This is a genomic window from Hymenobacter sp. DG01, assembly GCF_006352025.1.
Lineage (GTDB): Bacteria > Bacteroidota > Bacteroidia > Cytophagales > Hymenobacteraceae > Hymenobacter.
In genome coordinates, this window is sequence record NZ_CP040936.1 from 4438191 (window position 1) to 4451597 (window position 13407).

The 13407-nt window shown below is 62.6% G+C and carries 11 protein-coding genes; 9 read left to right on the plus strand and 2 right to left on the minus strand.

What is annotated here, in order from left to right; all coding sequences use genetic code 11:
* The first annotated feature begins 3 nt into the window (after positions 1-3).
* From FGZ14_RS18945 to FGZ14_RS18960, 4 genes are all read left to right on the plus strand, one after another.
* On the plus strand, positions 4-1233 hold the full coding sequence (locus tag FGZ14_RS18945) for a hypothetical protein (RefSeq protein ID WP_139925720.1): 1230 nt from the start codon (positions 4-6) through the stop codon (positions 1231-1233).
* Between the two features lie 96 nt (positions 1234-1329).
* A complete protein-coding gene (locus FGZ14_RS18950; RefSeq protein WP_139925721.1) occupies positions 1330-1887 on the plus strand; it encodes a PPC domain-containing DNA-binding protein in 558 nt (185 codons plus the stop codon).
* A 137-nt stretch (positions 1888-2024) separates the two neighbouring features.
* Entirely contained in the window at positions 2025-2291 is a 267-nt protein-coding gene (locus FGZ14_RS18955) for a hypothetical protein (RefSeq protein ID WP_139925722.1), read from the plus strand.
* Between the two features lie 245 nt (positions 2292-2536).
* Positions 2537-3055: a DUF4442 domain-containing protein gene (locus FGZ14_RS18960; RefSeq protein ID WP_139925723.1), complete on the plus strand. Its 519-nt coding sequence runs from the start codon at positions 2537-2539 to the stop codon at positions 3053-3055.
* A gap of 20 nt (positions 3056-3075) precedes the next feature.
* On the opposite strand, the gene FGZ14_RS18965 is transcribed toward FGZ14_RS18960, so the two are convergent.
* Entirely contained in the window at positions 3076-4638 is a 1563-nt protein-coding gene (locus tag FGZ14_RS18965) for a DNA integrity scanning protein DisA nucleotide-binding domain protein (protein WP_180754416.1), read from the minus strand.
* Positions 4639-4865: 227 nt separating this feature from the next.
* Positions 4866-5654, minus strand: a complete 789-nt coding sequence (locus FGZ14_RS18970; RefSeq protein ID WP_180754417.1) for an energy transducer TonB — start codon at positions 5652-5654, stop codon at positions 4866-4868.
* A 111-nt stretch (positions 5655-5765) separates the two neighbouring features.
* Here FGZ14_RS18970 and FGZ14_RS18975 point away from each other — a divergent pair, with 111 nt between their 5' ends.
* The 5 genes from FGZ14_RS18975 (at position 5766) to FGZ14_RS18995 (ending at position 13281) form a co-directional block, all read left to right on the plus strand.
* The gene (locus tag FGZ14_RS18975) at positions 5766-6200 is read left to right on the plus strand and encodes a RidA family protein (RefSeq protein WP_139925726.1); all 435 of its coding nucleotides are present in this window, start codon (positions 5766-5768) and stop codon (positions 6198-6200) included.
* Positions 6201-6246: 46 nt separating this feature from the next.
* Positions 6247-8121, plus strand: a complete 1875-nt coding sequence (locus FGZ14_RS18980) for a DNA mismatch repair protein MutS (protein WP_139925727.1) — start codon at positions 6247-6249, stop codon at positions 8119-8121.
* 144 nt (positions 8122-8265) lie between these two features.
* Entirely contained in the window at positions 8266-9234 is a 969-nt protein-coding gene (locus tag FGZ14_RS18985) for a bestrophin family protein (RefSeq protein WP_139925728.1), read from the plus strand.
* A gap of 211 nt (positions 9235-9445) precedes the next feature.
* The gene (locus FGZ14_RS18990) at positions 9446-10996 is read left to right on the plus strand and encodes an FAD-dependent oxidoreductase (RefSeq protein ID WP_139925729.1); all 1551 of its coding nucleotides are present in this window, start codon (positions 9446-9448) and stop codon (positions 10994-10996) included.
* A 161-nt stretch (positions 10997-11157) separates the two neighbouring features.
* Complete coding sequence (locus FGZ14_RS18995; RefSeq protein ID WP_139925730.1) at positions 11158-13281, plus strand: FUSC family membrane protein; 2124 nt, start codon at positions 11158-11160, stop codon at positions 13279-13281.
* The last annotated feature ends 126 nt before the right edge of the window (positions 13282-13407 follow it).

Below are 13407 nucleotides of genomic sequence, written 5' to 3' on the forward strand. Positions count from 1 at the left end.
CCTATGCCTGATACATTGCTTTCTGCGGGTGGGGTAGGGCGGTGGCTGCTGGCCGCCGGGCTGCTGGCCGCATTGGGTACACCCGCCCGGGCCCAGCAGCCGGAGGCCCCCGGCAGCGCCCCCCTGCACTACGTTCAGCCCCCGGCCCAGCCGGAGCCGGGTGTACTTCTGGATGCGCGCCAGGGTGGCGGCCAGGGTCCGCAGGAGGAGGCCCAGCCCACGCCGGCCGTGGAAAAGGTTCGTAAAATCAGCCGGACGTTTCCGGCCAGCGCCACCAAGCTCTACACTCTCGATACCCGCTATGGAAGGGTGCAGGTTAACGTGTGGAACCGGTCCGAGATTCGCACCGATGTGGATATTATTACCCGCGCTGACACCGAGGACAAAGCCCAGCAGCTGCAGGACATGATTCAGGTGCAGCTCCAAGATCAGGACCCGGCTACCGGCGGCATCGTGGCCCGCTCGCGCTTTGGCGCTATGCCCCGCGAATGCTGGAGCCGTACCAAGCTTTATGAGGTAAACTACACCGTGTGGGTGCCCAAAAATACGCCTCTGGCCCTGCACAACACCTTCGGCGAAATCAGCCTGACCAGCGACCTGACCGGGGCCACCGAGCTGGCCATTGAGTACGGTACCCTGCGCACGGCCCGCCTGGAAGGCCCCCGCAACTCGGTGCGCGTGTGCAATGCCCAGTGCACCGTGCCTTACGCCGGCCGCGCCACCGTAGATGCCTCTTACTCCAAGCTGCGCCTGACGGAAGGCGGCACCGTAGAGCTGCGCAACAACTACTCAGATATTGATATCGGCTCAGTGCAGGACCTGACAGTGCACAGCAAGTACGGCGACGTAGCTCTGGGCACGGTGCGTAACCTGCGCGGCTCCTCGGGCTACTCCCGCTTTAGCATTGATAAGCTCAGCAACCAGCTGGATATGAAGCTGCAGTACTGCCCCACCTTCGAGGTGCGCAGCACCGGCAAAAACTTCCGGCAGATAAACGTAGATGGCGGCTACAGCACCATCCTACTCAACTTTCCGGACGGGGCTGGCTTTAACTTCGATGTAAATACTGAGCACGGCAAGCTGCTGGTTGATAAGCGCCTGGTTAAGGTTGATTCCGAGGAAAGCAGCCCCTCCTCCAGCGACATGCAGGGTACCTTCGGGGCCGTGCAAACGCGCAACCTGAGCAACGTGAACATCCGGGTGCGCTACGGCAACGTGAGCTTTAAACGCTAGGCGCCGCCTTTTTTCGGCACCAACAGGGCCCGGGGGCCGGGTGGTACTATTGCGGTGCCGCCCGGCCCCCGGGCTTTTATTTGCTTATTTGCCGACATGCGTACCTTTTCCCTGGTGGCTATACTGACTTTTTCGGCCGTAGCCGCCGCTGCCCAATCCTTGCCTGCTGTTATGCCCGCTGCTGCTCCTGGCCTTGCACCTTCGTCCTCGCTGCGCACCTATGCCCTGCGCCTGAAACCCGGCCAGGATCTGCGCCGGGAACTACAGGCCTTTGCCGAGCAGCACCAGCTGCGGGCGGCGGCCGTGCTTACCTGCGTAGGCAGCCTGACTACGGCCATCCTGCGCCTGGCCAACCAGCCGGGGCCCACCCAGTATCAGGGGCACTTCGAAATTGTATCCCTGGTGGGTATCCTGTCCATCAACGGCAGCCACTTGCACCTGTCCATAGCCGATTCCACGGGGCGCACCCTAGGCGGGCATCTGGTGGAAGGCAACCTGGTTTATACTACGGCCGAGCTGGTAATTGGAGAAATGCCGGAGCTGGATTTCCGGCGCGAGCCCGATGCTACGTATGGCTACCAGGAACTGGTAGTTTATCCTGCGGAGCGTAAAAAATCTAAGTCATTAAAAAATCTCAAGCGCAAAAAAGACTAGCCTTCCAACGGCCGCCTACCTGCTGCTCCTTCTTCGCTTCATTAGCTCGGCTGCGGGGCCCTTATCTTTCTCTGTTTCGTGTATCTACGTATTCTTCGCGGTCCTAAGGACTGGGGGCGCTGTTATTGCCGACCGGTGTGCATGCCCAAACGGCGGCCCAGGCTCTGCCCGCCACGCTCAGCTACGCGGTAGGCACGCTGCTGGGGCCGCAGTCGGAGTTATACCAGAGTGAGGAGCGGCAATTCGACGTGGAAAACGAGTTTGACCGCCGCTACAACCGCACCATCACGTTTGAGGTGCCGGCCGGTTACCAGGTGCGCAACCTCCAGGATCTGAACTTCAGTGTGGAAGCGGGCCCCACGGCCGCCGGCCCCGAGTTCCTGTTCAAATCAAGCTACCAGTAGCAGGGCCAGAAAGTAACCGTCACCATTCAGGAGTACTACCGCCAGATCCGGTGGCCCAAGCAGGACTTCGAGGCCTTCCGGGGGGTAGTAAACGCCGCCGCCAACTTCAACAAAGTGGTGCTGGTGCTGGAAAAGAAAGGGTAACTCTCAGGCTACCCAACAACCGCGGCCCTTCGTAATCCGGGGCGCTGAGCCCGGCTCAGCGCCCCGGATTCTTGTTTTCCGCTGAATCCCTATCTTCCGGTATGAGCCAGGCCCTTGCCCCCACCACTTCTTCGGCGGCCGCCCGCATGGAGAAATTCCGCCGCGACATCAGTAATCCGCTGAAGCTGCGGCTGTTCATGCTGCGGCGCCTGCCAATGGCCTACCTAGCCGGGTTGCGCGTAGCCGCCCTCAGGCCCGAAGCGGCTACCGTAACTGTGCGCTACAAATACCTGACGCAAAACCCTTTCCGTAGCATCTACTTTGCCTGCCTAAGCATGGCGGCCGAAATGGCCAGCGGCCTGCTGGCCATGATGCACGTACAAAGCGGCCCGCCGGTGTCCATGCTGGTGGTGGGGCTGGAAGCGGAGTTTACCAAGAAAGCAGTTGGGCTTATCCGCTTCACCAGCGAAGATGGCGCCGCCATTGGCCAGGCCATAGCCGAAAGCCGCGCCACCGGGGAGGGCCGCACGGTGGTTTGCACCAGCACCGGCCTCGACGAGGCCGGCGACGTAGTAGCTACCTTCCGCATCACCTGGTCGTTTAGGGCTAAAAAGGAGTGAGGAACGGCAAACTCACCACCTCACTCCTCCCTCAAGCTTTCCTTGGTAATGACATCTACCAGGCCGTCTTCGCTGACTACGATGGCCAGGCAGGGGTAGGGCGAGCTTTCTACGTAACGGATGGCCGAGTTGTAGCGGGCGCCGCGGGTGCTAGTGCCGTGCCCGGAAGCTTTGCCGTCGAGAATCACCCCGATGGAGTAGCAGTAGCCTTCCGGATCCAGCAGCACGGCCCCGTCGATGGCCGTAACCAGGCGGGTGATAAGTGGGGTGAGGGGTACCGGCTCGATGAGCGTGCATTGCAGCTTGAGGCGGTCGGCTTCGGCCAGGGCTTCGGTGGTGATAACCAGCAGCGTACCATGCTTCTGGCGGCTGGCCTCCACTACCACCTCCCATAAACGCTCAATTTTCGCGGCATCGGTCAGCTGAAACGTGTGCTTTAGGTCGCGGCGAAAGCGGGCCCGGTGCAGGCGGGTACGCGGTAGGCTGGGCAGGCCGTAGTGGGCGCGCATCAGCACCTGGCCGCCGTGCTGAAACTCCCAGGCGTAGTGATTCACGAAGTTGATGATGAACAGGTCTTCGCGGCTGGCATCGTAGGAGCCTACCTGTTTGCCCAGGGCATACACGTTTTCCCCATCGGCCAGCAGGCTAACCTCGGGGGTCGTCATTTCCAGCAGCTTGCGCACGGCCCGGTAGTCGGTGAGGGGGGTAGGGCAGGTGAGGGCAAATATTTCCGTGAGGTTGGGGTGGCCGCGGCGGGCCAGCAACACCTTGCCTACCCCCTCGGCGCCCTCATATCGCAGGGAAGAAATAGTGTTGCAGGTAGCAAACAGCTTGGCGGCGGAGGGATTAGCGCCCAAGTCCTGCGCGGGCGTATCCATGAACAGCTTGCCGGCCGCCCGAATAATCTCGTCGGTGTCGCGGGGGCGCACCAGTAGCCCCGAGCCGGGCTCCGGCTCCGTGAGCGACTTCAGGCACTCCTCGTGAAAGCGCAGCACCGCCGACATCAGCAGGGAGTGCGACAAGGGGCGGCCATCGGTGTAGTAGCGGTTTTTCTGGAGGGTAGGGTAGGCCTGCATGGCCTTGCGGTTGAGGCGCAGTACCGGTACTACCGAGTGATGCTGAATGGCCACTGGGGCGCCCGCGAAGTACGTGTGGCGCGAGCCGGTGGCTACCTCATCGAGGACTTCCTGCACGGCCTGGCGTAGCGCTACGGCCGTTTTCTTGCGCTCAATCATTTCCTCACTCATCAGTTCCCGCTCGGGCGAGTTCCAGGGGTGCAGATACTGGTAGTAACGGCCGCGGGCCTGAGCCTCGGTGAAGGCCACGGTGTCGAGGCCACAGTCGGCGGGCTCCAGGCACACGGGCACGGCCTCTTCCAGCTGATCCGAATCGACGGGCAGCGCCAACAGCAGCACGTAAGGGGCCAGGTCTTCGTCGAGGGCCTCGAAAATGCCTTCGGCTACGGCTTGCGCTGCCTGCCGGAAGCGGGCCTGATAAGGCCAAATGGAGTAGCTGGCGGGCAGGGGCAGGGGCGTGCCAAAGGCAACGGGCGGGGCAGAAACGAGCGGCAGGGGAGAAAGCATAGCAAAAGAGAAAGGCAGAGCAGGACCAGGGGGCTGCTCCGAGCGCATCGGCCAACCCTGGTAGGTAAGCCGACGAAAACGAGGGGAAACTACTTTAAAAGAGGCCGAAAATCATTGCCGCGTTGCCCGCCAACGAACAGGTAGCAAAAAATATTCTGCCCGCCTTATATATACCGCGGGCTCAGACCCGCACCCGGCGCAGCAGCCACACAACGGCTACGGGACTGCTAAAGCGTGAATACCACGGGCAGCACCATTTTCTGGCGCATGGGCTGGCCCTGGTAGGTGGCCGGCTGCCACTTGGGGGCGGCCTTAATCAGCCGGATGGCTTCCTCATCGAGGCCCGAGCCCAGGCGCTTGATGGGTTTGATGTCGGTGAGGGAGCCGTCTTTGTCCACTACAAACTCCATCATTACGCGGCCCTGCATCTTGCGCTGCCGGGCCAGGGCGGGGTACTTCTGGTTTTGCTGAATCCACTCGAAAAAAGCGTCCGTGCCGCCCACAGGCCGGGCCGGCGAATCGGGCTTTACCAGCTGGGTAGTGGGGGCAGTGCCCGTTGGCGTAGCGCCGGCCGCCGTGCCGGTGCCGCCCGCTTCGCCCGGAATCTGGAAGCTGATGGGCACCGAAACCCGCTGGCGCACGATGCCGCCGCGGTGCTGGGCGGGCGTCCAGCGCGGGCCGCCTTTAATCAGCCGGATGGCCTCGGCATCCAGGGCCGGGTTGACGGGCTGCGTTACGGCCACATTGGAAATGGAGCCGGTTTTTTCCACCACAAACGTAACCGTAACCGTGCCCTGCGCCCCCGCCTGCAGGGCCGCGGTGGGGTACTGCTGCTGATCGGCAAGATACTGGGCATAGGCCTCCAGGCCACCTACCGGAACGGCCGGCTGCGCCACGGCATCATAGATTGCGGAGGCAGCAGGCTGCTTGGGGTATTTCAGCTTCTGCTGGGCCAAGGCCGGGGCGGCAGCGGCTAGCAGGCCGGACAGCAGGAAGAGGCGGAAAGCGTGTTTCATGTAAGGCAGAAAAGCAGGGGAGAGGCCAGGGGCTGGCACAACAACCGCACCAGCCCCCGTTGGGGTTTCCGGTTTTCTACGAAAAGTGCCGGTTTTCGGTAGCTTTGGCCGATGGCCTCTAACGCAACTTCCGCCGCCCATAATTCCTCACGCGCCCCCGAGCCGGTGGGCCTGTATCCGCACGCCCGGCGCGCGGGCAACCTGCTGTTTCTGTCGGGGGTAGGGCCCCGGCAGCGGGGGCAGCAGCAGGTGCCGGGGGTAGTGCTGAACGACGACGGCAGCATTCGGCACTACGATTTTGAAAGCCAGTGCCATGCTGTTTTCCAGAACGTGCGCTACATTCTGGAAGAAGCCGGAGCCCGCTGGGAAGACCTCGTGGACGTGACCGTGTTCCTGACCAACATGCAGGCCGACTTCCCGACCTATAACCGCCTCTACGCCGAGTATTTCCAGACGAGCCAGCCCTGCCGCACTACGGTGGAAGTGAACTGCCTGCCCACCCCCATAGCCATTGAGCTGAAGTGCATTGCCGTGGTAGCAGGCTAGGCGCCGGCCGCGCCGCTACTGCCCTCCCCAGGGGCTGCGTACCTTCGTGGCCTCACCTGATGCCGCCGCCGTGCCTGCTACTACTGCTTTTCGTCCTCTTACCGTTCCGCCCGCTGAGTTATTCCAGGAAAACCTCGCGCATTATACGGAGCGCGAAAATTACTTTGCCGGCCGGCATAGGGTAGTAGCCCTGGTGCGGCTGCTAGTGTTCGGGGGGGCGGCGGCCGGGGCCTGGGCCTTGTTCAGCCAGGGGCAGGTAGCGGCTGGTTTTGGAGTGATAGGAGCAGCCTACCTGGTGTTTCTGGGGCTGGTGCGCTGGCACACGCGGGTGGGCTATAAGCGGGAACATCAGCGCCTGCTGGCCCAGCTCAACCAGGGCGAGCTGGCCCGGCTGGAAGGCAACCTTGCGGGCTTCGACCCCGGCCTACGCTACCTCGACGCCCAGCACGCCTACGCCGCCGACCTCGATGTATTCGGCTCCCACTCCCTGTTTCAGCTCCTGAACCGCAGCACGTCCCGTCTGGGGCAGGATTGGCTGGCCGGCTGGCTGCTGGCGCCCGGTCCAGTGGCGGCAGTGCAGGAGCGGCAGCAGGCTACCGCCGAGCTGGCCCCGGATGTGGCCTGGCAGCAGGAGTGGCAGGCCCGCGCCCGGCACTATCCCCGGCAGGAGTCAGACCCGCGCGGTTTTGCGGCCTGGCTGCGGGAGCCTGACTTTTTTAAGGGGAAAGGCTGGCTGCTGCCTTTTATGGCTTTACTACCCATTATGGGGGTAGGAAGTATTCTGGTTGCGCTGAATGGCTACGGCACCTGGCCCTTGCTGGTGCTGCTGCTGACCAGCGCCCTGAACGCCCGGTTCGGTGCTATCCGGGCCGCGTATTACCAGCATGCCACCACCATGCGCGACGCCCTGCGCGCCGCCCACGACCAGTTGGCTTTGTTTGAGGCCAGCCAGTGGCAGAGCCCGGCCCTGCGCCGCCTGCACCGCACCTTACACGATACGGGCGGGGTAGCGGCGGCCCGGCTCCTGGAGCAACTTTCGGGGGTAGCGGGCTGGTTTTCGGCCCGCCAGAACCCGGCCGTGGCGGGCCTGCTGAACACGGTGCTGCTCTGGGATTTGTGGGGTATGTGGCAGCTGGAGCGCTGGAAACGCCGCCTGCCCGATGGTCTGGAGCCCCTGCTGGAAGCCGCCGCCGAGCTGGATGCCCTGGTTAGCCTGGCTGCCTTCCGGGCCGCCAACCCCACCTTCACGCAGCCCGCCCTGACGGAAGCGCCCCTGACCGTGGCGGCCCAGGCCATGGGCCACCCCCTACTGTTTGGGGGCACTGGGGTACGTAACGATTTCCGGACCGAAGGCGCGGGCCAGACGGTGGTAGTCACGGGCTCGAACATGGCCGGCAAAAGCACGTTTCTGCGCACGGTAGGTCTGAATCTGGTGTTGGCGCAGGCCGGAGGGGTAGTACCCGCGGCGGCCTTCCACTGTGGCCCGGCCCAGGTGTACACGGCCATGCGCACCAACGACAACCTGGCCGAAAGCACTTCCTCGTTCTACGCTGAGCTCAAGCGCCTGCGCCTACTGCTCGACCTCACTACCCCCGAAGCCACGGCCAACTCCCTGCCGGTTTTCTATCTGCTCGATGAGATTCTGAAAGGCACCAACTCCCAGGACCGCCACCGCGGGGCCCGGGCCCTGGTGCACCAGCTGCGGCAGCGCGCCGCCAGTGGCCTCATCAGCACCCACGATCTGGAGCTGGCGGCCCTGGAAGAAGAGCTGCCCGGGCAGGTGCGTAACGTGAGCTTCAACAGCTTCCTGAACCCCGATGGCACCCTGCGCTTCGACTACCGCCTCACGCCGGGTGTGTGCCGCTCCTTCAATGCCAGCCAACTTATGCGCCTGATGGGCATTGTGCTCAGCGAGGAGTAAATATTCCGGCTTAACCAGTGCGTAAGTAACTGTCGGGCTAAGGGAATTCGTAGAAAGAGCAAGCAGTCAGCATTTAACCCGAGGTTAATGTTAGGTGCCTACTTTACCGCGCCTACCTGCTTCTAGCACCTTAACTTCTTCTGCGTGTACATCCGCGAAAACCTCCGCTGGCACATCATCTGGAAACTCGGCTGGAAGGCTGTCACGATTTTTACCGTGTACAGCCTGCTGGTCTGCATCGTTTACGGCCCGTTGGGGTTCCACTCCGTGGCCATTCCGTGGCAGCCGGTGGCTACCCTCGGTACGGCTGTGGCCTTCTACATTGGCTTCAAGAATAACGGCTCTTACGACCGTTTCTGGGAGGGTAGGCAGCTCTGGGGCGGTATCGTGAACAGCAGCCGCACCACCGCCATCCAGATCCTGGAATTTGTAACGTCCGTGGTGGATGCACCCGGTATTGATGCTCCCGCCGCTTCGGCCGAGGAATTAACCGGCCGGCATCGGCGCATGGTGTACCGTCAGATTGCCTGGTGCAACGCCCTGCGCATTCATCTGCGCCGCCAGCCTGAGCAGTGGGATGCTGCCGTGGCGCCGTTCTTGGAAGAGGAAGAATCGGAAAAGTTGCGCCAGATGGCCAACCCCCCGGCCCAGCTGATCCGGCGGCAGGCCGCTGAGCTGCGCATGCTGCGCGAGGAGCGGGGCCTGCTCAATGATTTCCAGCATGTGACCATGATGAACACGCTGGAAGTGCTCTATAACCTGCAAGGAGGCTGCGAGAGAATCAAAAATACGCCTTTCCCGCGCCAGTACGCCTTTTTTAGCATGGTGTTCGTGTACTTGTTTACGGCCCTGATGCCGTTGGGGCTGGTTATGGAATTCGCCAAAATCGGCCCCCAGCACATCTGGCTGACGGTACCCTTTTCGGTGTTGGTTTCCTGGGTGTTTGCCACCATTGAAAAGGTAGGACACAACAGCGAAAACCCCTTTGAAAACAACATGAACGATGTGCCCATGACGGCCATCTGCCGCTCCATTGAAATTGACCTGCGCCAAATGCTGGGTGAAACCGAAGTGCCGCCCAAGCTGGATCCGGTAGAAGACATTCTGTATTAAAGGCAGCGTCCGACTTCCGACCCTGAGCCGGGGTAGGAAAACGTGTCGCCTGGCCGGGAGAAAGCAAGCTGGGTTTCCCGAATGGGGGCCGACTTAGCCGGCTCACTCCCGGCCGGGTGACACGTTTTTATTGGCTTCTGCCTTAACCTCCGCCGGGGGGGCGGCGTACCTCATCAGGACACTTGCCTTCTGAACCTGAACCAACGCAGCTATGCCCACGCCCAACCCCGCCCAAACTTCCGGTACTACCCTTTCATCCTGGCTGGGTACCGCCCCGGCCCTGCCTTCTTTCCAGCCCCTGACCAGCAACCTGACGGCCGATGTAGTGGTAGTGGGCGGGGGCATTGCCGGCCTGACTACGGCTTACCTGCTGGGCCTGGAGGGTAAAAAAGTAGTGCTGCTGGAAGACGGGGAGTTGGCCAGCGGCGAAACCGGTCGCACTACGGCCCACCTCAGCTTCGCTCTTGATGACCGGTACACCACCCTGGAGCAGCTGTTCGGCGAAGAGGGTGCCCGCCTAGCCGCCGATAGCCACCGCGCCGCCGTGGACCGCATTGAGCGCATTGTAAAGCAGGAGCAGATTGACTGCGACTTTACCCGCCTGCCCGGTTACTTGTTCCTGCCCCAGAACGGCACGGTGCAGGAACTGGACGACGAGCAGAAAGCAGCGCACCGGGCCGGCCTCGTGGACGTAGAGCGCCTGCCCGACGCCGGGGCCCAGGGCTTCCGGACGGGCGAGTGCCTGGTGTTCCCGAACCAGGGACAGTTTCACATTCTAAAGTATCTGCGGGGGGTAGCCCAGGCCATTGAGCAGCAGGGCGGCCGCATCTTCACCCGCACCCACGTAAAAACGGTGCACGGTGGCTCGGACGCCCGTGTCGTAACCGATGGCGGCCAGGAGGTGCGGGCCCAGGCCATTGTGCTGGCCACCAACACGCCCTTCAACGACCTGGTGGTGATGCACACCAAGCAGCACCCCTACCGTACCTACGTTATTGGGGCCCGCGTGCCCAAGGGCTCCGTTACCAAAGCCCTCTACTGGGACACGGCCGACCCCTACCACTACATCCGGCTGCAAGAGGTGGAAAACGCCGATTATGACCTGCTGATTGTGGGCGGCGAGGACCACAAAACCGGCCAGGAGCCCAACCCCGAGGAGAACCTACGCTGCCTCGAAACTTGGACCAAAGACCACTTCCCCACCGCCGGGCAGATTGACTACCGTTGGTCGGGGCAGGTGATGGAGCCGGTGGACGGGCTGGGCTACGCCGGCCGCAACCCCCTTGACGACGACAATGTGTACATCATCACCGGCGACTCGGGCCACGGCATGACCCACGGTACGCTCGGTCCTATCATCATCACCGACCTGATTCTGGGCCGCGAAAACCCTTGGGCCAAGCTCTATGACCCCGGCCGCGTAACCGTGAAGTTGGAGTCGGTGAAGGAATACGTGAAGGAGAACCTCAACGTGGCGGCCGAGTACACTGAGCTGCTCACCGGCGGCGAGGCCAAAACCGCCGAGGAGGTAGCCCCCGGCACCGGCGCCGTTATCGGCCGCGGCCCCCTGAAAGTGGCCGTGTACAAGGACCCCGCCGGCCAGGTACACGAGTGCTCGGCCGTGTGCCCCCACCTGCACTGCATTGTGCACTGGAACGGCCTGGAAAACAGCTGGGACTGCCCCTGCCACGGCTCCCGGTTCGATGCCTACGGCAAGCTGCTGGCCGGCCCCGCCAACTCTGACCTGCCAGCCGTAGAGTAGGGAGCGGGGCTTTCCCCGCCCGGCGTCTGCTTGTCGTAGCTATATTAAGCATGCGGCGGGCGGGGGCGAGCCCGCTCCCTACGTACCACATGCTTACCTTTCGCCCCCGAACCGAAGCTGGTGCGTATAAGCCGGGTTTACCTTTCGGTGTAGCTTCCTCCATGAACGAACGGGTCCGTTCCTTTCAGTACTTCTTTACCAGTCAGGAATTTTCGGATGGTCTGCGGACCACGCTTTCCATTCTGTTGCCTGGCCTGGTGCTGGGGCTGCTGGGGCACCTCACCGAGGGCCTGACCGTATCGTTGGGGGCCGTGTGCGTCAGCCTGACGGATACGCCCGGCCCCGTGGTGCACAAGCGCAACGGCATGCTGGCGGCCACCTGCCTGATTGGGCTGATGGCCGCCATTACGGGCTTTCTGCACCCTTATCCCTGGCTGCTGAGTCTGGAGGTAGTGCTGTGCAGCTTCGCGTTTACCATGCTGCTGGTGTACGGCAACCGGGCCGGCGCCGTGGGCACGGCGGGTTTGCTGGTTATTATTCTGATGCTGGAGCGGCCGCTTAAGCCCGAGGAGGTGCTGCCCTACGCCGGGATGGTAGTGGCCGGCGGCCTTTGGTACCTGAGCGTAACCATGCTGCTCTACACCCTGCGGCCTTACCGCCCGGCCCAGCAGGCCCTCGGCGACTGTATCCGGACTATTGCCGATTTCCTGCGCCTGAAGGCCGAGTTCTACCGCACCGGCACCAACCTGGAGGCCGACTACCGCCGCCTGGTAACCCAGCAGGTAACCGTGAGCGAGAAGCAGGATGCCGTGCGCGAGCTGCTGTTCAAAACCCGCCAGACCATCAAGGAATCGACCGGGACGGGGCGCCGGCTGGTGCTCACGTTCGTGGATGTGGTGGACCTCTACGAGCAAATAACCATTACCTACCACGACTACGCCGCCCTGCACCAGCGCTTCGAGGCTACCGGCGTGCTCGACCTGATAGCCCGGGAAATTGAGGAGCACGCCGCCGAGCTGGAAAACATCGGCTTCGCCATTCAGGCCAACCACGGCTACACCTCCCGGCGTAACCTGCTGGCGGGGCTGGAGAAAATAAAGGCCCGGATTGATACCCTGGAGGACCCGGCCCGGCCCGGCCATACCCTCATGCTCAAGAAGATTCTGGTAAACCTGCGCAACCTCAGCCAGCGCCTCCAGGACATTCGGGCCTACTTCGATGCCAATGCCCCGGCCCCCTCCGGGCGGGAGCTGGAGTTTGGGCGCTTTGTGGGCCACCAGAGTTTCGACCTCAAGCAGCTGCGCGACCACCTGACGCTGCAGTCGGGCATTTTCCGGCACTCGGTGCGCATGTTTGTGGCCTGCTCCGTGGGCCTGCTTCTTACGCGGGTGCTGTCGGGCCACCACAGCTACTGGGTTATCATGACGATAACCTACATGCTGAAGCCCGCCTTCAGCTTGACCAAGGAGCGCAACGTGCAGCGTGTGCTGGGCACCCTGGCCGGCGGAGCCCTGGGCGCGGCCGTGCTCTGGCTGATTCCTGACCACCGCATTCTGCTGGGCCTGATGGTGCTGTTCATGCTGATTTCCTACAGTCTGGTCCGCATCAACTACCTCGTCACGGTTACGTTCATGACTCCCTTCATCCTGATTCTGTTCAGCTTTCTGGGGCTGGGCTACGTGCAGGTAGTGGAGGAACGAGTGTTCGATACGGTGCTGGGCTGTCTGATTGCTTTTTCCACGGGCTATTTGCTGTTCCCTAACTGGGAATCGGGCCAACTGCACGACTACCTCAAGGCCGTGCTGCGGGCCAACCTCCACTACCTGCGCACCTTGCAGGAAACCCTTACCGGCTCGCCGGTGGCCTTGCTGGACTATAAGCTGGCCCGGAAAGACGTGTATGTGAGCTCAGCTAACCTGGGGGCGGCGTTTCAGCGCATGATGTCGGAGCCGCGGGCCAAGCAGCACCGGCCCACCGAGGTGCACGAGTTCGTAGTGCTCAACCATATTCTGTCGTCGAACGTGGCGGCCATTACCTCCGCCGTGCTGGCCGGCGAGCTGGAGCCCCGCCTACCCCTGGCCAGCTTGAAAGCCTTGCGCCAGGCCCAGCAGGCCCTGCACCGCAGCCTCCGCCGCCTCGATCCGCAGGAGCCCGAAACTACTCCCACCGAGCCCGCCGTGCCTACCCCGCCCGCCGTGCCCGATGCCCAGCTGATCGAGCAGCTAGAGTTTATCCAGAAAGTCAGCAGTGACATTAACAAGGTGACGGAAGCCGTGCTGAAGTAGCATCCTACCCGGTAGGACTAGGCGGAACTCATCCGACCGATTGACGGTGCTGACGTTTGTCCGACTGGGTTCAGGCAGTATTCGGGGGTAGGCGAATGGTGTTATGCTGGCGCGGACGGCAACTGG